Genomic DNA, 22,954 nt, shown 5'->3' with positions numbered 1-22,954 from the left:
GGGGGACTTGAACCCCCACGTCCGTAAGGACACTAACACCTGAAGCTAGCGCGTCTACCAATTCCGCCACCTTCGCATACCATCAATTCTTAAAAAAGAATTGCTACCACGGAGGCGCATTCTAGTGGTTTTCAGTTTTTCGTCAATAGTTAATTGTCGCCTGATGTGTGATTGCTGGAAAAATGGCCATCAGTGGATTGTGGATAATTCGTTTATCGGTCAGATCAGGCGTTCACGTCGCATCCGACATGGCTTGTGGCTGTATATGCCAGATGCGACGCTGGCGCGTCTTATCTGGCCTACGGAGGGCTAACGTACAGGTTTTGTTGGTTGGATAAGGCGTTTACGCCGCATCCGACACGGCATGCGGCGACAGGTGCCAGAGACTTAACCTTTCTTCGCCTGGCGGGTCATAATGGCGCGATACACCTTGAAACGCCCGGTTTGTGCGATGACTTCATGGAAGCCAAATGTTTCATCCAGCAGATCCGGATAAGGCAGGAACGCATTCGCTACAATCCGCAACTCGCCGCCGCTATTAAGATGACGTACCGCGCCGCGAATCAACGTTTGCGCAGCATCAAGGCTGGTTTGCATTCCATCGTGGAACGGTGGGTTGGAGATAATCATGTCAAAACGACCTTTCACCTCGGAAAAGACGTTGCTGGCAAAGACTTCACCTTCAACACCGTTAGCGGAAAGTGTCGCGCGACTGGCTTCTACTGCCGGTGCGGAGACATCGCACAAGGTGAGGCGAATTTTCGGTGAATGGTGCGCAAAAGCAACCGAAAGCACGCCTGCACCGCAGCCGACATCCAGCACTTTGCCTTTCGTGTGCGGAGTAAATGTCGAAAGCAGCAACTGGCTACCGACATCCAGGCCGTCACGACTAAACACGCCCGGCAACGTTTTGACCGTCAGGCCATCAACGTTGTATTCGCCCCAGAATTTATCAGCATCAAACTCCGGCTGCTTTTCCAGACGACCAAAATAGAGGCCGCAGCGGCGGGCGCTGTCTACCTTATTCAGTGGTGCGTAGTCCGCCAACATCTGCTCGGCGCTGCGCACACCGCTGCGGTTTTCGCCCACGACGAAAATATCTGTCCCTACCGGCAGCAGTGACAGTAGGTTCATCAGTTGGAATTGCGCTTCTGGTTTGTTCTTCGGCCAGTAGTAGATCAGCGTATCGCAATCTGCGACGTCGTCCGCCGTAGCGATCAGGCTAAAACGGGCGTTATCACCCATCTGGCGACTTAACACCTGCCAATGGTGGAATTGCTGGGTATGAGCACGACTGGCCGCGGTATCTAAACGCGCGGGCAGGTCATCCTGTAAGTCACCGGCAAACAGAATACGGCTTTGTTCGAAATCATCACTGTGGCGCAGCAAGACTTCACTTGCCGGGGTAAATGCAGACATGGAATGCTCCTCAATTGATACTGGCGGCGATTATAGCCATATGTTGGCGCGGTATCGACGAATTTGCTATATTTGCGCCCCTGACAACAGGAGCGATTCGCTATGACATCCCGACGAGACTGGCAGTTACAGCAACTGGGCATTACCCAGTGGTCGCTGCGTCGCCCTGGCGCGTTGCAGGGAGAGGTAGCCATTGCGATCCCGGCACACGTTCGTCTGGTGATGGTGGCAAACGATATTCCCGCCCTGACCGATCCGCTGGTGAGTGACGTTTTGCGCGCATTAACCGTTAGCCCCGAGCAGGTACTGCAATTGACGCCCGAAAGGATCGCGATGCTACCGCAAGGTAGTCGCTGCAACAGTTGGCGGCTGGGCACTGATGAACCGCTGTCACTGGAAGGTGCCCAGATAGCATCCCCGACGCTCACTGAATTACGGGCAAACCCAACGGCACGCGCCGCGTTATGGCAACAAATTTGCACATATGAACACGATTTCTTCCCTCGAAACGACTGATTTACCAGCGGCTTTTAACATTGAACAACGCGCCCACGCCTTTCCGTGGAGCGAAAAAACCTTTGCCAGCAACCAGGGCGAACGCTATCTCAACTTTCAGTTAACGCAAAACGGCAAAATGGCGGCGTTTGCGATTACGCAAGTGGTGCTGGATGAAGCTACATTGTTCAATATTGCTGTCGATCCCGACTATCAGCGTCAGGGATTGGGAAGGGCGCTACTGGAGCATCTGATCGACGAACTGGAAAAACGCGGCGTGGCAACGCTATGGCTGGAGGTCCGCGCCTCAAACGCTGCCGCCATTGCCCTGTATGAAAGTTTAGGTTTTAACGAGGCGACGATTCGCCGCAATTACTACCCCACCACGGACGGTCGCGAAGACGCCATCATCATGGCGTTGCCAATCAGTATGTAAGACAAGGTGGAATAATGAAGTGGGACTGGATTTTCTTTGATGCCGATGAAACGCTGTTTACTTTTGACTCGTTCACCGGCCTGCAGCGGATGTTTCTTGACTACAGCGTCACCTTTACCGCTGAAGATTTTCAGGACTATCAGGCCGTTAACAAGCCACTGTGGGTGGATTATCAAAACGGCGCGATCACTTCATTACAGCTTCAGCACGGGCGTTTTGAAAGCTGGGCCGAACGACTGAACGTCGAGCCAGGTAAACTCAACGAGGCCTTTATAAATGCGATGGCGGAAATCTGCACGCCGCTGCCGGGCGCGGTTTCCCTGCTTAACGCCATTCGCGGCAACGCCAAAATCGGCATCATCACCAACGGCTTTAGCGCCTTGCAGCAGGTGCGTCTGGAACGCACGGGCCTGCGTGATTATTTCGATTTGCTAGTGATTTCCGAAGAAGTTGGTGTCGCCAAGCCGAATAAGAAAATTTTCGATTATGCCCTGGAACAGGCAGGCAATCCTGACCGTTCACGAGTGCTGATGGTCGGTGATACTGCTGAGTCCGATATTCTCGGTGGTATCAATGCCGGGCTTGCGACCTGCTGGCTGAATGCGCACAACCGTGAGCAACCAGAAGGTATCGCACCCACCTGGACCGTTTCATCGTTGCATGAACTGGAGCAACTCCTGTGTAAACACTGATTGCCTCCCCCCCGTTGATGGGTAAAATAGCCGCAATTTTTCGTTTTCAACAAGCGCGGCGCGATGCCGCTTACTCAAGAAGAAAGAATTATGACGTTGTCTCCTTATTTGCAAGAGGTGGCGAAGCGCCGCACTTTTGCCATTATTTCTCACCCGGACGCAGGTAAGACCACTATTACCGAGAAGGTGTTGCTGTTCGGACAGGCCATTCAGACCGCCGGTACAGTAAAAGGCCGTGGCTCTAACCAGCACGCGAAGTCGGACTGGATGGAGATGGAAAAGCAGCGTGGTATCTCTATTACCACTTCTGTGATGCAGTTCCCTTATAAGGATTGCCTGGTTAACCTGCTCGACACCCCGGGGCACGAAGACTTCTCGGAAGATACCTATCGTACACTGACTGCAGTGGACTGCTGCCTGATGGTGATCGACGCCGCAAAAGGTGTAGAAGATCGTACCCGCAAGCTGATGGAAGTTACCCGTCTGCGCGATACGCCGATCCTCACCTTTATGAACAAACTTGACCGTGATATCCGCGACCCGATGGAATTGCTCGATGAAGTTGAAAACGAGCTGAAAATCGGTTGTGCGCCGATCACCTGGCCGATTGGCTGCGGCAAGCTGTTTAAAGGCGTTTACCATCTTTATAAAGATGAAACGTATCTCTATCAGAGCGGTAAAGGTCACACCATTCAGGAAGTGCGCATTGTTAAAGGGCTGAACAACCCGGATCTCGATGCTGCTGTTGGTGAAGATCTGGCGCAACAACTGCGTGATGAACTGGAACTGGTGAAAGGCGCATCTAACGAGTTCGACAAAGAGCTGTTCCTTGCAGGTGAAATCACCCCGGTATTTTTTGGTACTGCGCTGGGTAACTTCGGCGTGGATCATATGCTGGACGGGCTGGTGGAGTGGGCGCCTGCGCCGATGTCGCGTCAGACAGATACTCGCACTGTAGAGGCGAGCGAAGACAAATTTACCGGCTTCGTATTTAAAATTCAGGCCAACATGGACCCGAAACACCGCGACCGCGTGGCGTTTATGCGAGTCGTGTCCGGTAAATATGAAAAAGGCATGAAACTGCGCCAGGTGCGTACCGCGAAAGACGTGGTGATTTCCGACGCATTGACCTTTATGGCGGGCGACCGTTCGCACGTTGAAGAAGCTTATCCGGGCGATATCCTTGGTCTGCACAACCACGGCACTATTCAGATTGGCGACACCTTTACCCAGGGCGAGATGATGAAGTTCACCGGTATTCCGAACTTCGCACCAGAACTGTTCCGCCGTATCCGCCTGAAAGATCCGCTGAAGCAAAAACAACTGCTCAAAGGGCTGGTACAGCTTTCCGAAGAGGGCGCGGTACAGGTGTTCCGTCCGCTCTCCAACAACGACCTGATCGTAGGTGCGGTTGGTGTGCTGCAGTTTGATGTGGTGGTATCGCGCCTGAAGAGCGAATACAACGTTGAAGCCGTGTACGAGTCGGTCAACGTTGCCACCGCCCGTTGGGTAGAATGTGCGGACGCGAAGAAATTCGAAGAGTTCAAGCGTAAGAACGAAAGCCAACTGGCGCTTGATGGCGGCGACAACCTCGCTTACATCGCTACCAGCATGGTGAACTTGCGCTTAGCGCAAGAGCGTTACCCGGATGTTCAGTTCCACCAGACTCGCGAACATTAATTCTTGCCTCAAGGGCGCGGCAACCGCTGCGCCCTGTCACTTTCCCTTCCTTATTAGCCGCTTGCGGAATGTTCTTAAAACATTCGCTTTTGCTTATGTTTGCGCGTTTTTTAGCCGATGCGGCGAGCGGTTTCAAAATTGTGATCTATATTTAACAAAGTGATGACATTTGTGACGGCTTTAAATACCGTTCAATTCGTGGATATCAGTATTTAAAACCGTTAAATGTCATTCGATTGATATTAATAACTGATCCAGAGGCTGTGATGGTCGTTATTCATCACTCATCGCTTTTGTGATGGCGACCATTGACTTCTGTACAGGGTGAAGTCTCTCCCTTTCAGCAATGCAACCTCGTGTTGCCAGGCTCAAATTATGAGCAAACATACAGGAATACATCGATGACTATGACAAAACTGAAGATTTCGAAAACGCTGCTGGCCGTAATGTTGACCTCTGCCGTGGCGACAGGCTCTGCTTTTGCGGAAAACAACGCGCAGACCACCAACGAAACCGCAGGGCAAAAAGTCGATAGCTCTATGAATAAAGTCGGTAATTTCATGGATGACAGCGCCATCACTGCGAAAGTGAAGGCGGCTCTGGTGGATCATGACAACATCAAAAGCACCGATATCTCTGTTAAAACCGATCAAAAAGTCGTGACTCTGAGCGGATTTGTTGAAAGCCAGGCACAGGCTGAAGAGGCCGTGAAAGTGGCTAAAGGAGTTGAGGGTGTGACCTCTGTCAGCGACAAACTGCACGTTCGCGACGCTAAAGAAGGCTCTGTGAAGGGTTACGCAGGTGATACCGCCACCACCAGTGAAATCAAAGCCAAACTGCTGGCAGACGATATCGTCCCTTCCCGTCATGTGAAAGTTGAAACCACCGACGGCGTGGTTCAGCTCTCCGGTACTGTTGATTCCCAGGCACAAAGCGACCGTGCTGAAAGTATCGCTAAAGCGGTAGATGGTGTGAAAAGCGTTAAAAATGATCTGAAAACTAAGTAATTCGTCGTAATTCGTCCTCCCGAACTTTGTCGGGAGGCGCGATGTGCACCACACTAAAAATATCGCATTGAGTGATTTGCACGCTCATATCAAGCGGTGACATTAACTATGGTAAAGGAGACGCTTATGTTTCGTTGGGGCATCATATTTCTGGTTATCGCGTTAATCGCCGCCGCACTTGGGTTTGGTGGTCTGGCCGGTACTGCTGCAGGTGCAGCAAAAATTGTCTTTGTCGTCGGGATTATTCTGTTCCTGGTGAGTTTGTTCATGGGCCGAAAACGACCCTAGATTTCAGACCATTAAGAAAATTTTATACAAAGCCAGTCCAGCGGACTGGCTTTTACGGTTTTAGCGAATAATAAATTGCGTTACTTTGTCAGTCTTTCACATTAAAAAAACAGGAAGGCAGAGGTGGGGCAGCGAATACCTGTAACGCTTGGTAATATTGCGCCGTTGTCGCTAAGGCCGTTCCAGCCCGGGCGTATTGCGCTGGTGTGCGAAGGCGGTGGGCAACGCGGAATCTTCACGGCTGGCGTGCTGGATGAGTTTATGCGCGCGCAGTTTAATCCTTTCGATCTTTATTTTGGCACGTCTGCCGGGGCGCAGAACCTTTCGGCGTATATTTGTAACCAGCCTGGTTACGCCCGCAAAGTCATCATGCGCTATACCACAAAACGCGAATTTTTCGATCCAGTGCGTTTTGTGCGTGGCGGAAATCTTATCGATCTGGACTGGCTGATAGAGGCGACGGCCAGCCAGATGCCGTTGCAGATGGATACCGCCGCGCGGCTGTTTGAGAGCGGCAAATCGTTTTATATGTGTGCCTGTCGTCAGGACGATTACACGCCGAACTACTTTTTGCCGACCAAACAAAACTGGCTGGATTTGATTCGCGCCTCAAGTGCGATTCCTGGTTTTTATCGCACCGGAGTTTCACTTGATGGAATTAACTATTTTGATGGTGGCGTCAGCGATGCGATCCCGGTTAAGGAAGCGGCAAGACAAGGAGCGAAAACGCTGGTGGTGATCCGCACTGTGCCGTCGCAAATGTATTACACACCGCAGTGGTTTAAACGCATGGAACGCTGGCTGGGCGACAGTAGCCTGCAACCGCTGGTGAATTTGGTGCAGCACCATGAAACCAGTTATCGTGACATCCAGCAATTTATTGAAAAACCACCGGGCAAGCTGCGGATATTCGAAATTTATCCGCCGAAGCCGCTGCATAGTATCGCCCTGGGAAGTCGGCTTCCGGCGCTGCGCGATGACTATAAACTCGGGCGTTTATGCGGTCGTTATTTTCTGGCAACCGTCGGTAAAATGCTAACCGAAAAAGCGCCGCTTACCCGCCATCTGGTGCCCGCGGCGACGCCTGAATCGATCGTCATTCCGCCTGCGCCAGTCGCCAACGATACGCTGGTTGCCGGGGTGAGTGACGCTCCGCAGGCGAATGACCCGACATTTAATAATGAGGATCTGGCTTGATTTGCCGTTTTATCGATACCCACTGTCATTTTGATTTTCCGCCGTTTCGTGGCGATGAAGAGTCCAGCCTGCAACGCGCGGCACAAGCGGGCGTAGGCAAGATCATTGTTCCGGCAACCGAGGCGGCAAACTTTGCCCGCGTGTTGGCGCTGGCGGAAAATTATCAACCGCTGTACGCCGCGTTAGGGCTACACCCAGGGATGTTGGATCAACACACCGATGAGTCGCTGGAACAGTTACAGCAGGCGCTGGAAAGACGTCCCGCAAAGGTGGTGGCAGTGGGGGAGATCGGTCTGGATCTCTTTGGCGATGATCCACAATTCGATCACCAACAGTGGTTGCTCGACGAACAACTGAAACTGGCGAAACGCTATGATCTGCCGGTGATCCTCCATTCGCGCCGTACTCATGACAAACTGGCGATGCACCTTAAACGCCACGATTTGCCACGCACTGGCGTAGTCCACGGTTTTTCCGGCAGCCTGCAACAGGCCGAACGGTTTGTACAATTGAACTACAAAATCGGTGTAGGCGGCACCATCACTTATCCACGCGCCAGTAAAACTCGCGATGTAATAGCGAAACTGCCACTGGCGTCGTTGTTACTGGAAACCGACGCGCCGGATATGCCGCTCAACGGTTTTCAGGGGCAGCCCAACCGCCCGGAACAGGCCGCCCGGGTGTTTGCCGTGCTGTGCGAGTTACGTCCGGAAGCAGAAGATGAGATTGCTGAAGCGTTGCGTAATAACACATATGCGATGTTTAACGTGCCGTAGGACGGGTAAGGCGTTCACGCCGTATCTGGCAGTTGGCGCACAATGCCGGATGCGACGCTGACGCGTCTTGTCATGCCTACTGGCCTGTGCCACCGGCATGTCACAAATACAGCGCCGGAAATATCAATCGACTCACCTCACGCTCCTTTAACGCGCCAGCCAACTGCTCAACATCTTCCGGCGTGGCGCTCGGCCAGTTTTGCGCTTCTCCATACACACCGTGCGCATGAAACGCGTTCAGCCGTACAGGAACGTCACCAAGTTGCCTGATAAACGCTGCCAATTCATCAATATGCTGCAAATAATCCACCTGATTGGGGATTACCAGCAAACGCAGTTCCGCCAGCTTACCGCGCTCTGCAAGCAAACAGATGCTGTGCTTAATCTGTTGATTATCGCGTCCGGTTAACTGTTGATGGCAGGCGCTATCCCACGCTTTAAGATCGAGCATCGCGCCGTCGCACACCGGGAGTAATTTTTCCCAGCCGGTTTCGCTCAACATGCCGTTGCTGTCCACCAGACAGGTAAGGTGGTGCAGTTGTGGATCGCTTTTGATGGCAGTAAACAGTGCCACCACAAACGGGAGCTGGGTCGTGGCTTCGCCGCCGCTCACCGTTATCCCTTCGATAAACAGCACCACTTTGCGGATATGACTAAGCACTTCGTCCACACTCATCGATTGTGCCATCGGCGTGGCGTGTTGTGGGCACATCTTCAGGCAGGTATCGCACTGCTCACAGACCGCAACGCTCCACACCACTTTGCTGTCGACAATCTGCAACGCCTGATGTGGACACTGCGGCACGCACTCCCCGCAATCATTACAGCGCCCCATCGTCCACGGATTGTGGCAATTTTTGCAGCGCAGATTACAGCCCTGTAAAAACAGAGCCAGACGACTGCCTGGCCCGTCAACGCAGGAGAAGGGGATGATCTTACTGACTAAAGCGCATCTGCTGTTCATGGCTTATCACGCGCGGTTGGCGTTCCAGAATACGAGTGTTACGTGCAGCTTCTTCGCCCAGCCATGTGGTGTTGGTACGTGAGCCTTCGGCGCGATATTTTTCTAAATCTGACAAACGCACCATATAACCGGTAACACGAACCAAATCGTTACCGCTGACGTTGGCAGTAAATTCGCGCATTCCGGCTTTAAAGGCACCGAGGCAAAGCTGCACCAGTGCCTGCGGATTACGCTTGATGGTTTCGTCGAGCGTCAGAATGTCGCTGATCCCGGAGTAGTAATATGCATGATGTGGAGCGACGGTTTGCAGATGGGTGATCGGATCTGGCTCATCGCCATACGGCAAGCGCGCCCCCGGTGTGGTGCCGACATCAGAACTGATCCCCGACTGTGCGTGTAACATGGCGCGTTTTTGCCAGCCATATTTTACGGGAGTATTGGCGACAAACTCCGCCAGTTGCGCGCTGATGCGATAACCCACTTCATTTGCGGCGGCTTCTTTACCGTAGCGCGCGGCAATCCCTTCTTTCTCGCACAGCAAGTTAACCGCTTCTGCCAGCCCGTACATGCCAAACATCGGCACAAAACGTTCAGGATCAATCAACCCTTCTTTCACCAGGAAGCTATTCTCAAAGAAGTGTGATTGTTGATAGAGGAATTCACACCGCGCATCGATGATGGCGATCTGCTGCTGGCAGTAGTGCGGTAGAGTGCGCGTAAAAAAGTCATCCAGCGACTCACTACGTTCAGCAATGGCCTTCAGGTTAAGGCGCACCAGCGTGCTGCCACCACCGGCCAGCGGCAGTGAGTTGTAGCAGCTCACAATCCCGTAGCCCCCTTTTGTGAAAATTTTATCATGTACCGGACCGTTGGCGATGTGCGGTTTGCTACATTCACAGATGTTCTTCGCCACTTCCAGCAGCAGGTCATCAGGAGTGATTTCGGGATCGTAGATAAAGGTCAGATTCGGTGAAACCTGCTTCAACTCGGCATCTGCGCGCAGTATTGCACGAGTGATGGGGGAATCGAACGGGCCGATATTGGCGTGCATAAAGGCGTCTGGCAGGGTTCTGTCGAGATAACGCCAGAAACGTTTTATTCGAATATCAATCTCGTCCTGTGTTAGAATTTTCACATATGGTTGCAACAACGCATCCAATTGCCCAAGGTAGACCGGCATCGATGTGACTGACGGGACATGGTGATAAAGAATGGTCAGCAGGGAGAGGGCATCATCAAGATCTTTGGCGCCTTCCAGCTCCAGCCATTCAGAACCGTTGGCCAGAAAACGGGCGTAATCGGGTAAGACATAGCGCGGTTTGTACGGCGCATGACCTTCAAACATATCGCAGATTATACCTTCATCCAGCGCACGGCGGGCTTCGGCAGGCAGCTCCGGGTAAGGCAGATTGTTTTCTGCTTCCAGCGCCAGAAAATGGCGCTTCTGCTCCGGGCTAAGTACCGGGCTGGTGACAATTTGCTGGCAACGTTGTTGCAGTGCAATTTCATGAGAAGTGGGCATCTTCTTTTCCTTTTATGCCGAAGGTGATGCGCCATTGTAAGAAGTTTCGTGATGTTCACTTTGATCCTGATGCGTTTGCCGCCACTGACGCATTCATTTGAAAGTGAATTATTTGAACCAGATCGCATTACCGTAATGCAAATTTGTAAGTAGATTTTCTTAATTGTGATGTATATCGAAGTGCGTTGCGAAGTCGATGTTAGAATACTAACAAACTCGCAAGGTGAATTTTATTGGCGACAAGCCAGGAGAATGAAATGACTGATCTGAAAGCAAGCAGCCTGCGTGCACTGAAATTGATGGACCTGACTACCCTGAATGACGACGACACCGACGAGAAAGTGATCGCCCTGTGTCATCAGGCCAAAACTCCGGTCGGCAATACCGCCGCTATCTGTATCTATCCTCGCTTTATCCCAATTGCTCGCAAAACGCTGAAAGAGCAGGGTACCCCGGAAATCCGTATTGCTACGGTAACCAACTTCCCACACGGTAACGACGACATCGAAATCGCACTGGCAGAAACCCGTGCGGCAATTGCTTACGGTGCCGATGAAGTTGACGTGGTGTTCCCGTACCGCGCGCTGATGGCGGGTAACGAGCAGGTTGGTTTTGACCTGGTGAAAGCCTGTAAAGAGGCTTGCGCAGCGGCGAATGTGCTGCTGAAAGTGATCATCGAAACCGGTGAACTGAAAGACGAAGCGCTGATCCGCAAAGCGTCTGAAATCTCCATTAAAGCGGGTGCTGACTTCATCAAAACCTCTACCGGTAAAGTGGCAGTGAACGCGACGCCGGAAAGCGCGCGCATCATGATGGAAGTGATCCGTGATATGGGCGTAGAGAAAACCGTTGGTTTCAAACCGGCGGGCGGCGTGCGTACTGCGGAAGATGCGCAGAAATATCTCGCGATTGCCGATGAACTGTTCGGTGCTGACTGGGCAGATGCGCGTCACTATCGCTTTGGCGCTTCCAGCCTGCTGGCAAGCCTGCTGAAAGCGCTGGGTCACGGCGACGGTAAGAGCGCCAGCAGCTACTAAGCTGCCTTGTGCCAGAGGGTGGATGCCGGATGCCCCTGTAGGCCTGATAAGACGCGTCAGCGTCGCATCAGGCTGTCAGCAGTGATGCCGGATGCGGCGTGAACGCCTTATCCGGCCTACGGGGCGAGTGCCATGCAGGCTTGATAAGAAGCTGCCAGCATCAGGCAATAACAACATCCGCCATCTGGCAACAACGCCTTCAAACTTATTCCACGGGAGGTTACCTTGTTTCTCGCACAAGAAATTATTCGTAAAAAACGTGATGGTCATGCGCTGAGCGATGAAGAAATTCGTTTCTTTATCAATGGCATTCGCGACAACACTATCTCCGAAGGGCAGATTGCCGCCCTCGCGATGACCATTTTCTTCCACGATATGACAATGCCGGAGCGTGTCTCGCTGACCATGGCGATGCGAGATTCAGGAACCGTTCTCGACTGGAAAAGCCTGCATCTGAATGGCCCGATTGTTGATAAACACTCCACCGGTGGCGTCGGTGATGTCACTTCGCTGATGCTTGGGCCAATGGTCGCTGCCTGCGGCGGCTACATTCCGATGATCTCCGGTCGTGGCCTCGGTCATACTGGCGGCACGCTCGACAAACTGGAGTCAATCCCTGGCTTCGATATCTTCCCGGATGACAACCGTTTCCGCGAAATCATTAAAGATGTTGGCGTAGCAATTATCGGCCAGACCAGCTCACTGGCTCCGGCGGATAAACGTTTCTACGCGACCCGCGACATTACCGCTACTGTTGACTCAATCCCGCTGATCACTGCCTCGATCCTGGCGAAGAAACTGGCGGAAGGTCTGGACGCACTGGTGATGGACGTGAAAGTGGGTAGCGGCGCGTTTATGCCGACCTATGAACTCTCTGAAGCCCTTGCCGAAGCGATTGTTGGCGTGGCAAATGGCGCAGGCGTACGCACCACCGCGCTGCTGACCGACATGAACCAGGTGCTGGCATCCAGCGCTGGTAACGCGGTCGAAGTGCGTGAAGCGGTACAGTTCCTGACAGGTGAATACCGTAACCCGCGACTGTTTGACGTCACAATGGCGCTGTGCGTGGAGATGCTTACCTCCGGCAAACTGGCGAAAGATGATGCCGAAGCGCGCGCGAAATTGCAGGCTGTGCTGGACAACGGTAAAGCGGCAGAAGTCTTCGGACGTATGGTAGCGGCACAAAAAGGCCCGACCGACTTCGTTGAGAACTACGCGAAGTATCTGCCGACAGCGATGCTGACGAAAGCAGTCTATGCTGATACCGAAGGTTTTGTCAGTGAAATGGATACCCGTGCGCTGGGGATGGCAGTGGTTTCGATGGGCGGTGGTCGCCGTCAGGCATCTGACACCATTGATTACAGCGTCGGCTTTACTGATATGGCGCGTCTGGGCGACCAGGTTGACGGTCAGCGCCCACTGGCGGTGATCCACGCGAAAGACGAAACCACCTGGCAGGAAGCGGCGAAAGCGGTGAAAGCGGCAATTAAACTTGCCGATAAAGCCCCGGAAAGCACTCCAACTGTCTATCGTCGTATCAGTGAATAACGGTATACTGATCTGATCATTTAAATTTGAAGCACTGAGTACGGAGAACATATGAAACGTGCATTTATTATGGTGCTGGACTCATTCGGCATCGGCGCTACAGAAGATGCAGAACGCTTTGGTGACGTCGGGGCTGACACCCTGGGTCATATCGCAGAAGCTTGTGCCAAAGGCGAAGCTGACCACGGTCGTAAAGGTCCGCTCAATCTGCCAAATCTGACCCGTCTGGGGCTGGCGAAAGCACACGAAGGTTCTACCGGTTTCATTCCGGCAGGAATGGACGGCAACGCTGAAGTTATTGGCGCGTATGCATGGGCGCACGAAATGTCATCCGGTAAAGATACCCCGTCGGGGCACTGGGAAATCGCCGGTGTACCGGTTCTGTTTGAGTGGGGATACTTCTCCGATCACGAAAACAGCTTCCCGCAAGAACTGCTGGATAAACTGGTTGAACGCGCTAACCTGCCGGGTTACCTCGGTAACTGCCACTCTTCTGGTACGGTCATTCTGGATCAACTGGGCGAAGAGCACATGAAAACCGGCAAGCCGATTTTCTATACCTCCGCTGACTCAGTGTTCCAGATTGCCTGCCACGAAGAAACGTTTGGTCTGGATAAACTCTACGAACTGTGCGAAATCGCCCGTGAAGAGCTGACCAACGGCGGCTACAACATCGGTCGCGTTATTGCCCGTCCGTTTATCGGTGACAAAGCCGGTAACTTCCAGCGTACTGGCAACCGCCACGACCTGGCAGTTGAACCGCCAGCACCGACCGTGCTGCAAAAACTGGTTGATGAAAAACACGGCCAGGTTGTTTCTGTGGGTAAAATTGCTGACATCTACGCTAACTGCGGTATCACCAAGAAAGTGAAAGCGACCGGCCTGGATGCGCTGTTTGACGCCACCATCAAAGAGATGAAGGAAGCGGGTGATAACACCATCGTCTTCACCAACTTTGTTGACTTTGACTCTTCCTGGGGCCACCGTCGCGACGTCGCAGGCTATGCCGCGGGTCTGGAACTGTTCGACCGCCGTCTGCCGGAACTGATGTCTCTGCTGCGCGACGACGACATCCTGATCCTCACCGCCGACCACGGTTGTGACCCGACCTGGACCGGTACTGACCACACGCGTGAACACATTCCGGTACTGGTTTACGGCCCGAAAGTGAAACCAGGTTCGCTGGGTCACCGTGAAACCTTCGCGGATATCGGCCAGACTCTGGCAAAATATTTTGGTACTTCTGATATGGAATATGGCAAAGCCATGTTCTGATGGATTTGGGCGGAGCAGTGACTCCGCCTTTAATATGTCACAAAAAGGATAAAACGATGGCTACTCCACACATTAATGCAGAAATGGGCGATTTTGCTGACGTAGTTTTGATGCCAGGCGACCCGCTGCGTGCGAAGTATATTGCTGAAACTTTCCTTGAAGATGCCCGTGAAGTGAACAACGTTCGCGGTATGCTGGGCTTCACCGGTACTTACAAAGGCCGCAAAATTTCCGTAATGGGACACGGTATGGGTATCCCGTCCTGCTCCATCTACACCAAAGAACTGATCACCGATTTCGGCGTGAAGAAAATTATCCGCGTAGGTTCCTGTGGTGCAGTTCTGCCGCACGTAAAACTGCGTGATGTAGTTATCGGTATGGGTGCCTGCACCGATTCCAAAGTTAACCGCATCCGTTTTAAAGACCATGATTTTGCAGCTATCGCTGATTTCGACATGGTGCGTAACGCAGTAGACGCAGCTAAAGCACTGGGCGTTGATGCACGTGTTGGTAACCTGTTCTCCGCTGACCTGTTCTACTCTCCGGACGGCGAAATGTTCGATGTGATGGAAAAATACGGCATCCTCGGCGTGGAAATGGAAGCGGCAGGTATCTACGGTGTGGCTGCAGAATTTGGTGCGAAAGCACTGGCTATCTGCACCGTGTCTGACCACATCCGCACTCACGAGCAGACCACTGCCGAAGAGCGTCAGACCACCTTCAACGACATGATCAAAATCGCACTGGAATCTGTTCTGCTGGGCGATAAAGAGTAATTGTGTTTCGCTGAAAGGCGATTGTCATGTTAAGCCGGAACGGGAGACCGCTCCGGTTTTTTAGTATCTATTCATCAATAGCAACTGATTTATAGATTTACTATTATTTTTCATATGGATAGAAAATAAAATCCATTCAAGTATCTATTCACGAATCTATTCATTTATGTTCAGCCGTCATCCAGGAAGGGCATATCAGCAACTCTGGCGGACAACCATAAATTCCTGCCATTTTGCTTTTGATGTTTGAACTAAGCCGTTCCGTCTTTTCGATCTGTTTTAGAGAATTAATGGAGATACCTAACATTTTACTTACTTCAGCAAGTGATAGTTTATGCCTGATACGCACGGCGGTTAGCCAGGATATACCCTGGCTGAACATTAAATTGATAATCTCCCGTTCCTGGTTTTCCAGATCGATCATATTTCCTTCCCTGGATATTTTAATCAGCGAGTTACCTTACCGCCCCTGCCATCCACGCTGACAACTCCCGTAGCTCTTTTTCCTGTTCCGGGAAGTCAACCAGCAGCGCTTCGCACTCCTGTTGCAGCATATCCGCGCGGTACAGACAGCCTTGCAGTCGCCCGGCGAGGGCTTCCAGCGGCGCGGGGTTGAGGCTGTCGGTAAACACCTGGGCGCGGGTGATATGGCCTTTTTCAACGTCGAAATGCAGTTCCACGCCGCCCCAGGTAAAGCGTTCATCCAGCAGATGCGAAAACGCCGGAGCCTGACCGAAGTTCCACTCCCAGCTACTCTGGCGGGCAAAGGTTTCGATGAAGTTTGGCAAGTCTGGCGTTTTGTCCGGGGAGATGATTTCCGCTGCTACGCGCTCGCCATAATGGGCGAAAAAGGCCTCGGTTATGGCCTCGCAAACATGCTCATGGGTAATTCCCGGTAGCAATTCGGTCAGATTGGTCACGCGGGAACGTACCGATGTGATGCCTTTCGCCGCCAGTTTCTTTTTATCCGGGTTGAGGTAGTTTGCCAGGCGACTCAGGTCGGCATTGAGCAGCAAAGTGCCGTGGTGGAAGCCGCGATCTTTGGTTTCGCGATAGGCCGAGCCAGAGACTTTACGGTCTCCCTCGGTTGTTTTCACCACCAGATCGTTACGTCCGGAGGCTTCGGCGCTGACGCCGAGCGCGTTCAGTGCATTGAGTACAATTGACGTAGAGATGGTTTTATCGTACTCCGGCTTGCCAGCCATAAAGGTAAAGCAGGTATTACCGAGATCGTGGAACACCGCGCCGCCGCCACTACTGCGCCGCGCCAGGCGGACATTATCTTCTTCCATCCGCCGGGTATTACACTCTTTCCACGGGTTTTGTGCGCGGCCAATCACTACCGTGTCGGCGTTACGCCAGAGAAACAGAACGCGCTGCGTGGCGGGCATCTGGCGAAAAATACACTCTTCCACCGCCAGGTTAAACCATGGGTCGTAAGAGTCAGAGATAAGCAGGCGTAATGTATTCATAACGATTTCCTTTCTTGTTGTAATGGGTCACTCTTTTTTCTCGCCTTCTTCCTCTTCCGGCACCGGTTTGCTGGCGGTTAGCAGGAAGGGCGATTGTTGCCAGCGGGTGCGTTTACCCTGTAATAGCGTGCGGGTCAGCACCACGCCGATTGCCAGCGAGAGCAGCAGCATCAGGCGTAAAATGTTGGTGGTGTTATCCACCTGTTTGGCTTCGGTGGCGAGTGTGTGGGTGTCGAGCGTCAGGCGCAGATAGCCGAGCGGACCATTTTTCCCCGCAATGGGTTCGACAATTTGCTGGTTAAAATAGCCACCTGCTTTTTTACCGTCGAGTGCCAGACGGTCGCGTACTTCTACGCTTTCGCCTGCGCGGGCAATAAGATCGCCTTGTTCGTCATATACGCCTGCGTCAAGGATGCGGCTTTCATCTGTTAACTGGTTGAGTATTGACTGAATGCGCTTTTCATCCGGCGAGTCGGTACGCATCAGCGGCGCAACGTTCAGCGTCACCTGACGTGCCAGGGTGCGGGCCAGCTCTTCAAGCTGCGGATTACGCTGGCGCTGGTGGTTTTGACTGAACCAGGAAGCACCTTGCATCAACGCGACCAACAAAGCGAGACAGAACAGGACAATCACTGCCCGATGCAGCCGGAATTTTAGTTTTGTGCGAGCCATATTCCACCCGTTGAAAATTTGAGACTTAATGTTGCCAGAAGCAATGGATACAAGGTAGCCTCATGCGTTATTTTCCCTGCTTCGAACGATTTTACAGGAGCCTTAATGCCTAACATTACCTGGTGCGACCTGCCTGAAGATGTCTCTTTATGGCCAGGTCTGCCTCTTTCATTAAGTGGTGATGAAGTGATGCCACTGGATTACCACGCAGGTCGTAGCGGCTGGCTGCTGTATGGTCGTGGGCTGGATAAACAACGACTGACCCAGTATCAGAGCAAACTGGGCGCGGCGATGGTGATTGTTGCCGCCTGGTGCGTGGAAGATTATCAGGTGATTCGTCTGGCAGGTTCGCTCACCGCGCGTGCTACGCGCCTGGCCCATGAAGCACAACTGGATGTCGCGCCACTGGGGAAAATTCCACATTTGCGTACGCCGGGGCTGCTGGTAATGGACATGGACTCTACAGCCATCCAGATTGAATGTATTGATGAGATCGCCAAACTGGCCGGGACAGGTGAGATGGTGGCGGAAGTGACCGAACGGGCGATGCGCGGAGAACTCGATTTTACCGCCAGCCTGCGTAGCCGCGTGGCGACGCTGAAAGGCGCTGATGCGAACATTTTGCTTCAGGTACGGGAAAATCTGCCGTTGATGCCAGGCTTAACGCAACTGGTGCTGAAGCTGGAAACGCTGGGCTGGAAAGTGGCAATTGCCTCCGGTGGCTTTACCTTCTTTGCCGAATATCTGCGTGACAAACTGCGACTCACTGCCGTGGTAGCCAATGAACTGGAGATCATGGACGGTAAATTTACCGGCAATGTGATCGGTGACATCGTCGATGCACAGTACAAAGCGAAAACCCTGACCCGTCTGGCGCAGGAGTATGAAATCCCACTGGCGCAGACCGTGGCGATTGGCGATGGTGCCAACGACCTGCCGATGATCAAAGCGGCAGGGCTGGGGATTGCCTACCATGCCAAACCAAAAGTGAATGAAAAGACGGAAGTCACCATCCGTCACGCTGATCTGATGGGAGTGTTCTGCATCCTCTCTGGCAGCCTGAATCAGAAGTAATTGCCCGCCCGTCATCCTGCGGGCGGCACAGCATTAACGAGGTACACCGTGGCAAAAGCTCCAAAACGCGCCTTTGTTTGTAATGAATGCGGGGCCGATTATCCGCGCTGGCAGGGGCAGTGCAGTGCCTGTCATGCCTGGAACACCATCACCGAGGTGCGTCTTGCTGCGTCGCCAACGGTGGCGCGTAACGAGCGTCTCAGTGGCTATGCCGGTAGCGCCGGGGTGGCAAAGGTCCAGAAACTCTCCGATATCAGCCTTGAAGAGCTGCCGCGTTTTTCAACCGGATTTAAAGAGTTTGACCGCGTATTAGGCGGCGGCGTGGTGCCGGGAAGCGCCATTCTGATTGGCGGTAACCCAGGTGCCGGGAAATCCACGCTGTTGCTGCAAACGCTGTGCAAACTGGCCCAGCAGATGAAAACGCTGTATGTCACCGGCGAAGAGTCGCTGCAACAGGTGGCAATGCGCGCTCATCGCCTTGGCCTGCCGACTGACAATCTCAATATGTTGTCGGAAACCAGCATCGAGCAGATCTGCCTGATTGCCGAAGAAGAGCAACCGAAGCTGATGGTAATTGACTCCATCCAGGTGATGCATATGGCGGATGTACAGTCATCGCCTGGCAGCGTGGCGCAGGTGCGTGAAACGGCAGCTTACCTGACGCGCTTCGCCAAAACGCGCGGGGTGGCAATCGTCATGGTTGGTCACGTAACCAAAGATGGTTCGCTGGCTGGCCCTAAAGTGCTGGAACACTGTATTGACTGTTCGGTGCTGCTGGACGGCGATGCTGATTCCCGTTTTCGCACCTTACGCAGCCATAAAAACCGCTTCGGCGCGGTAAATGAGCTGGGCGTATTCGCGATGACTGAACAGGGGCTACGCGAAGTCAGCAACCCTTCAGCAATCTTCTTAAGTCGTGGCGATGAAGTGACGTCCGGCAGTTCAGTGATGGTTGTGTGGGAAGGAACGCGTCCGCTGCTGGTGGAGATTCAGGCGCTGGTCGATCACTCGATGATGGCGAATCCACGCCGCGTGGCGGTGGGGCTGGAACAAAACCGTCTGGCAATCCTGCTGGCGGTGCTGCACCGTCACGGTGGTCTGCAAATGGCCGATCAGGATGTGTTTGTAAACGTGGTCGGCGGCGTGAAGGTGACTGAAACCAGCGCCGACTTAGCGTTACTGCTGGCGATGGTTTCCAGCCTGCGTGACAGACCGCTGCCGCAGGATCTGGTTGTGTTTGGTGAAGTTGGGCTGGCAGGAGAGATCCGCCCGGTGCCCAGCGGTCAGGAGCGAATTTCAGAAGCGGCGAAACACGGCTTTCGGCGGGCGATTGTACCGGCGGCCAACGTACCGAAAAAAGTGCCGGAAGGGATGCAGATTTTTGGCGTTAAAAAACTCTCCGACGCGCTTAGCGTGTTCGACGACTTATAATGAGAGATACGGAGGGAGATATGTCGTCATTTGATTACCTGAAAACTGCCATCAAGCAACAGGGCTGCACGCTACAGCAGGTGGCCGATGCCAGCGGTATGACCAAAGGGTATTTAAGCCAGTTACTGAATGCCAAAATTAAAAGCCCCAGCGCGCAAAAGCTGGAGGCGTTGCACCGTTTCCTCGGGTTGGAATTTCCCCGGCAGAAGAAAACCATCGGTGTCGTATTCGGTAAATTTTATCCGCTACATACCGGACATATCTATCTTATCCAGCGTGCCTGTAGTCAGGTTGATGAGCTGCATATCATTATGGGGTTTGACGACACCCGTGACCGCGCGTTGTTTGAAGATAGCGCCATGTCGCAGCAACCAACGGTGCCGGATCGTCTGCGCTGGTTATTGCAGACTTTTAAATATCAGAAAAATATCCGCATTCATTCCTTCAATGAAGAGGGCATGGAACCGTATCCGCACGGATGGGATGTGTGGAGCAACGGCATCAAAAAGTTTATGGCCGAAAAGGGCATTCAGCCGGATCTGATCTACACCTCGGAAGAAGCCGACGCGCCGCAGTATATGGAACATCTGGGGATCGAAACGGTGCTGATCGATCCGAAACGCACCTTTATGAGTATCAGTGGTGCGCAGATCCGCGAAAACCCGTTCCGCTACTGGGAATATATTCCTACCGAAGTGAAGCCGTTCTTTGTGCGTACTGTAGCGATCCTCGGTGGCGAGTCGAGCGGTAAATCCACTCTGGTAAATAAACTCGCTAACATTTTCAACACCACCAGTGCGTGGGAGTTTGGTCGTGATTATGTTTTTTCGCATCTTGGCGGTGACGAGATTGCGTTACAGTATTCTGACTACGATAAAATCGCGCTTGGACACGCACAATATATTGATTTTGCAGTAAAATACGCCAATAAAGTGGCGTTTATCGACACCGATTTTGTCACTACTCAGGCGTTCTGCAAAAAGTACGAAGGGCGTGAGCATCCGTTCGTGCAGGCGCTGATTGATGAATACCGTTTTGATCTGGTGATCCTGCTTGAGAATAACACCCCGTGGGTGGCGGATGGTTTACGTAGCCTTGGCAGTTCGGTGGATCGCAAAGAGTTCCAGAACCTGCTGGTGGAGATGCTCGAAGAGAACAATATCGAATTCGTGCGGGTCGAAGAGGACGATTACGACAGCCGTTTCCTGCGCTGTGTGGAGCTGGTGCGGGAGATGATGGGGGAGCAGGGATAAGACCCAATGCCTGATGAGACGCTTACCGCGTCTTATCAGGCCTGGAGTTTCACAACGTATTGAAATCGCTGTGTTTGTAGGCCGGATAAGGCGTTCACGCCGCACCCGGCATTTTACGCATTACTTCGCAATACGCTTGTACTTGATACGCTTCGGCTCCAGCGCGTCTGCGCCCAGCGTGCGTTTCTTGTACTCTTCGTACTCGGTAAAGTTACCTTCGAAGAACTCAACCTTACCTTCATCCTGGTAATCCAGAATGTGCGTGGCAATACGGTCGAGGAACCAACGGTCGTGCGAGATAACCATCGCGCAGCCAGGGAACTCCAGCAGGGCGTTTTCCAGCGCGCGCAGGGTTTCGATATCCAGATCGTTGGTCGGTTCGTCGAGCAGCAACATATTGCCGCCAACCTGCAGCAGCTTCGCCAGATGCAGACGACCACGCTCACCGCCGGAGAGTTCGCCAACACGTTTACCCTGATCAACCCCTTTAAAGTTAAAGCGGCCAACGTAGGCGCGGCTTGGCATCTCGGTGTTACCGATCTTCATGATATCCAGCCCGCCGGAAACTTCTTCCCAAACGGTTTTGCTGTTATCCATTGAGTCACGGAACTGATCAACCGACGCCAGTTTCACCGTTTCACCTAAAGTGATGGTGCCGCTGTCCGGCTGTTCCTGACCGGAGATCATGCGGAACAGGGTCGATTTACCCGCACCGTTCGGCCCGATGATCCCGACGATCGCCCCTTTCGGGATCGAGAAGGTCAGATCATCAATCAGCAGGCGATCGCCGTAGGATTTACGCAGATTGCTGACTTCCAACACTTTATCGCCCAGACGTGGTCCAGGTGGAATAAACAGTTCGTTGGTTTCGTTACGTTTCTGGTATTCGGTGCTGTTCAGCTCTTCAAAGCGTGCCAGACGTGCTTTACCTTTCGACTGACGGCCTTTCGTGCCCTGACGTACCCACTCCAGCTCTTTTTCAATTGACTTACGACGCGCCGCTTCTTGCGAAGCTTCCTGCGCCAGACGCTGATCTTTTTGCTCCAGCCAGGAGGAGTAGTTACCTTCCCACGGAATACCTTCACCGCGGTCAAGTTCGAGGATCCAGCCCGCGACGTTATCGAGGAAGTAACGGTCGTGGGTAATCGCCACAACGGTCCCTTCGAAGTCATGCAGGAAGCGTTCCAGCCACGCTACGGATTCCGCATCCAGGTGGTTGGTCGGTTCGTCGAGCAGCAGCATGTCTGGTTTTTCCAGTAGCAGGCGGCACAACGCTACGCGACGACGCTCACCACCGGAGAGGTTAGCAATTTTCGCGTCCCAGTCCGGCAGACGCAGCGCATCCGCCGCACGCTCCAACTGAACATTCAGGTTGTGACCGTCGTGAGCCTGGATGATCTCTTCCAGACGGCCTTGCTCTGCGGCCAGCTTGTCAAAGTCTGCATCTGGATCGGCGTACAGCGCATACACTTCGTCCAGACGTTTCAGGGCATTAACTACTTCGGAAACCGCTTCTTCAACGGACTCACGTACAGTGTGTTCCGGGTTTAGCTGCGGTTCCTGCGGCAGATAGCCAATCTTGATATCTGGTTGTGGACGCGCTTCACCTTCGATGTCTTTATCAATGCCCGCCATAATGCGTAGCAGGGTAGACTTACCCGCGCCGTTCAGACCCAGAACGCCGATTTTTGCCCCGGGGAAGAAACTCAGAGAGATGTTTTTCAAAATATGACGTTTCGGCGGAACAACTTTGCCGACACGATGCATGGTATAAACGAATTGAGCCACGTTGGACTTCGCCTCTATGTTTATCGTGATGATGAGTTTTCAAAGGCGAAGTGTAGCCTGTTTCCCTGCCTAATCCCAGCCGGTCGATCACCCTCGCAGTAAAAGTAAAAAAGTGTCCATAACGTGGCGGAAACGGCAATGACTGGTTAGCA

22 protein-coding genes are annotated in these 22,954 nt (G+C 53.0%); 15 read left to right on the top strand and 7 right to left on the bottom strand.

What is annotated here, in order from left to right:
* Positions 1 to 387: 387 nt before the first annotated feature.
* On the bottom strand, positions 388 to 1,419 hold the full coding sequence (gene rsmC, locus BEA93_RS19115; RefSeq protein WP_001272304.1) for a 16S rRNA (guanine(1207)-N(2))-methyltransferase RsmC: 1,032 nt from the start codon (positions 1,417 to 1,419) through the stop codon (positions 388 to 390).
* Positions 1,420 to 1,521: 102 nt separating this feature from the next.
* Between rsmC and holD the strand changes: the two genes are divergently transcribed.
* The 8 genes from holD (at position 1,522) to BEA93_RS19075 (ending at position 7,990) form a co-directional block, all read left to right on the top strand.
* Positions 1,522 to 1,935 carry a DNA polymerase III subunit psi gene (gene holD, locus BEA93_RS19110; protein WP_000204034.1) on the top strand — a complete coding sequence of 138 codons (414 nt, stop codon included), beginning with the start codon at positions 1,522 to 1,524 and terminating at the stop codon, positions 1,933 to 1,935.
* A complete protein-coding gene (gene rimI, locus BEA93_RS19105; protein WP_001092453.1) occupies positions 1,904 to 2,350 on the top strand; it encodes a ribosomal protein S18-alanine N-acetyltransferase in 447 nt (148 codons plus the stop codon). The genes holD and rimI overlap by 32 nt, the downstream gene beginning before the upstream one ends.
* A gap of 14 nt (positions 2,351 to 2,364) precedes the next feature.
* On the top strand, positions 2,365 to 3,042 hold the full coding sequence (yjjG, locus tag BEA93_RS19100) for a pyrimidine 5'-nucleotidase (RefSeq protein ID WP_000870712.1): 678 nt from the start codon (positions 2,365 to 2,367) through the stop codon (positions 3,040 to 3,042).
* Positions 3,043 to 3,132: 90 nt separating this feature from the next.
* Positions 3,133 to 4,722 (top strand): peptide chain release factor 3, encoded by a 1,590-nt coding sequence (prfC, locus tag BEA93_RS19095; RefSeq protein WP_000175960.1) that lies wholly within the window; start codon positions 3,133 to 3,135, stop codon positions 4,720 to 4,722.
* A gap of 401 nt (positions 4,723 to 5,123) precedes the next feature.
* Positions 5,124 to 5,729, top strand: coding sequence for a molecular chaperone OsmY (osmY, locus tag BEA93_RS19090; protein ID WP_000178899.1), 606 nt, complete (start codon positions 5,124 to 5,126; stop codon positions 5,727 to 5,729).
* Positions 5,730 to 5,855: 126 nt separating this feature from the next.
* Positions 5,856 to 6,017 carry a DUF1328 domain-containing protein gene (locus BEA93_RS19085; protein ID WP_000490275.1) on the top strand — a complete coding sequence of 54 codons (162 nt, stop codon included), beginning with the start codon at positions 5,856 to 5,858 and terminating at the stop codon, positions 6,015 to 6,017.
* Positions 6,018 to 6,140: 123 nt separating this feature from the next.
* Complete coding sequence (locus tag BEA93_RS19080; protein ID WP_000531526.1) at positions 6,141 to 7,214, top strand: patatin-like phospholipase family protein; 1,074 nt, start codon at positions 6,141 to 6,143, stop codon at positions 7,212 to 7,214.
* Positions 7,211 to 7,990, top strand: coding sequence for a metal-dependent hydrolase (locus tag BEA93_RS19075; protein ID WP_000563020.1), 780 nt, complete (start codon positions 7,211 to 7,213; stop codon positions 7,988 to 7,990). Before BEA93_RS19080 ends, BEA93_RS19075 begins: the two co-directional genes overlap by 4 nt.
* A 100-nt stretch (positions 7,991 to 8,090) precedes the next feature.
* Here the strand turns inward: BEA93_RS19075 and BEA93_RS19070 are convergent, their stop codons facing one another.
* The gene (locus BEA93_RS19070; RefSeq protein ID WP_001088424.1) at positions 8,091 to 8,954 is read right to left on the bottom strand and encodes a YjjW family glycine radical enzyme activase; all 864 of its coding nucleotides are present in this window, start codon (positions 8,952 to 8,954) and stop codon (positions 8,091 to 8,093) included.
* Positions 8,926 to 10,476 carry a YjjI family glycine radical enzyme gene (locus BEA93_RS19065; protein ID WP_001143195.1) on the bottom strand — a complete coding sequence of 517 codons (1,551 nt, stop codon included), beginning with the start codon at positions 10,474 to 10,476 and terminating at the stop codon, positions 8,926 to 8,928. The genes BEA93_RS19070 and BEA93_RS19065 overlap by 29 nt, the downstream gene beginning before the upstream one ends.
* 257 nt (positions 10,477 to 10,733) lie before the next feature.
* On the opposite strand from BEA93_RS19065, the gene deoC reads away from it, so the two are divergent.
* The 4 genes from deoC (at position 10,734) to deoD (ending at position 15,112) form a co-directional block, all read left to right on the top strand.
* Positions 10,734 to 11,513, top strand: coding sequence for a deoxyribose-phosphate aldolase (gene deoC / locus BEA93_RS19060; protein ID WP_001295412.1), 780 nt, complete (start codon positions 10,734 to 10,736; stop codon positions 11,511 to 11,513).
* 225 nt (positions 11,514 to 11,738) lie between these two features.
* A complete protein-coding gene (gene deoA / locus BEA93_RS19055; protein ID WP_105224910.1) occupies positions 11,739 to 13,061 on the top strand; it encodes a thymidine phosphorylase in 1,323 nt (440 codons plus the stop codon).
* A 51-nt stretch (positions 13,062 to 13,112) separates the two neighbouring features.
* A complete protein-coding gene (gene deoB / locus BEA93_RS19050) occupies positions 13,113 to 14,336 on the top strand; it encodes a phosphopentomutase (protein WP_000816460.1) in 1,224 nt (407 codons plus the stop codon).
* Between the two features lie 56 nt (positions 14,337 to 14,392).
* Positions 14,393 to 15,112 (top strand): purine-nucleoside phosphorylase, encoded by a 720-nt coding sequence (gene deoD / locus BEA93_RS19045; protein ID WP_000224878.1) that lies wholly within the window; start codon positions 14,393 to 14,395, stop codon positions 15,110 to 15,112.
* A gap of 160 nt (positions 15,113 to 15,272) precedes the next feature.
* Here the strand turns inward: deoD and BEA93_RS19040 are convergent, their stop codons facing one another.
* Genes BEA93_RS19040 through BEA93_RS19030 form a run of 3 tightly spaced genes read right to left on the bottom strand, consistent with a single transcriptional unit; the run spans position 15,273 to position 17,256 of the window.
* Entirely contained in the window at positions 15,273 to 15,536 is a 264-nt protein-coding gene (locus tag BEA93_RS19040) for a helix-turn-helix domain-containing protein (RefSeq protein ID WP_000566145.1), read from the bottom strand.
* 31 nt (positions 15,537 to 15,567) lie between these two features.
* Positions 15,568 to 16,584: a lipoate--protein ligase LplA gene (gene lplA / locus BEA93_RS19035; RefSeq protein ID WP_001094692.1), complete on the bottom strand. Its 1,017-nt coding sequence runs from the start codon at positions 16,582 to 16,584 to the stop codon at positions 15,568 to 15,570.
* A gap of 27 nt (positions 16,585 to 16,611) precedes the next feature.
* Positions 16,612 to 17,256 (bottom strand): YtjB family periplasmic protein, encoded by a 645-nt coding sequence (locus tag BEA93_RS19030; protein WP_000124620.1) that lies wholly within the window; start codon positions 17,254 to 17,256, stop codon positions 16,612 to 16,614.
* 105 nt (positions 17,257 to 17,361) lie between these two features.
* Here BEA93_RS19030 and serB point away from each other — a divergent pair, with 105 nt between their 5' ends.
* The 3 genes from serB to nadR are packed head-to-tail and all read left to right on the top strand — an operon-like array spanning position 17,362 to position 21,014.
* Entirely contained in the window at positions 17,362 to 18,330 is a 969-nt protein-coding gene (gene serB, locus BEA93_RS19025; RefSeq protein WP_001132950.1) for a phosphoserine phosphatase, read from the top strand.
* Positions 18,331 to 18,378: 48 nt separating this feature from the next.
* Positions 18,379 to 19,761, top strand: a complete 1,383-nt coding sequence (gene radA, locus BEA93_RS19020) for a DNA repair protein RadA (RefSeq protein WP_001029699.1) — start codon at positions 18,379 to 18,381, stop codon at positions 19,759 to 19,761.
* Positions 19,762 to 19,781: 20 nt separating this feature from the next.
* Entirely contained in the window at positions 19,782 to 21,014 is a 1,233-nt protein-coding gene (nadR, locus tag BEA93_RS19015; RefSeq protein WP_000093824.1) for a multifunctional transcriptional regulator/nicotinamide-nucleotide adenylyltransferase/ribosylnicotinamide kinase NadR, read from the top strand.
* 120 nt (positions 21,015 to 21,134) lie between these two features.
* Here nadR and ettA read toward each other — a convergent pair whose 3' ends face one another.
* Positions 21,135 to 22,802 carry an energy-dependent translational throttle protein EttA gene (ettA, locus tag BEA93_RS19010; RefSeq protein WP_000046765.1) on the bottom strand — a complete coding sequence of 556 codons (1,668 nt, stop codon included), beginning with the start codon at positions 22,800 to 22,802 and terminating at the stop codon, positions 21,135 to 21,137.
* Between the last annotated feature and the right edge of the window lie 152 nt (positions 22,803 to 22,954).

The sequence above is a fragment of the Escherichia sp. MOD1-EC5950 genome (assembly GCF_002965345.1).
GTDB lineage: Bacteria > Pseudomonadota > Gammaproteobacteria > Enterobacterales > Enterobacteriaceae > Escherichia > Escherichia marmotae.
Note: the sequence above shows the minus strand (reverse complement) of the source record. Positions and strands in the feature narration are given on the sequence as shown.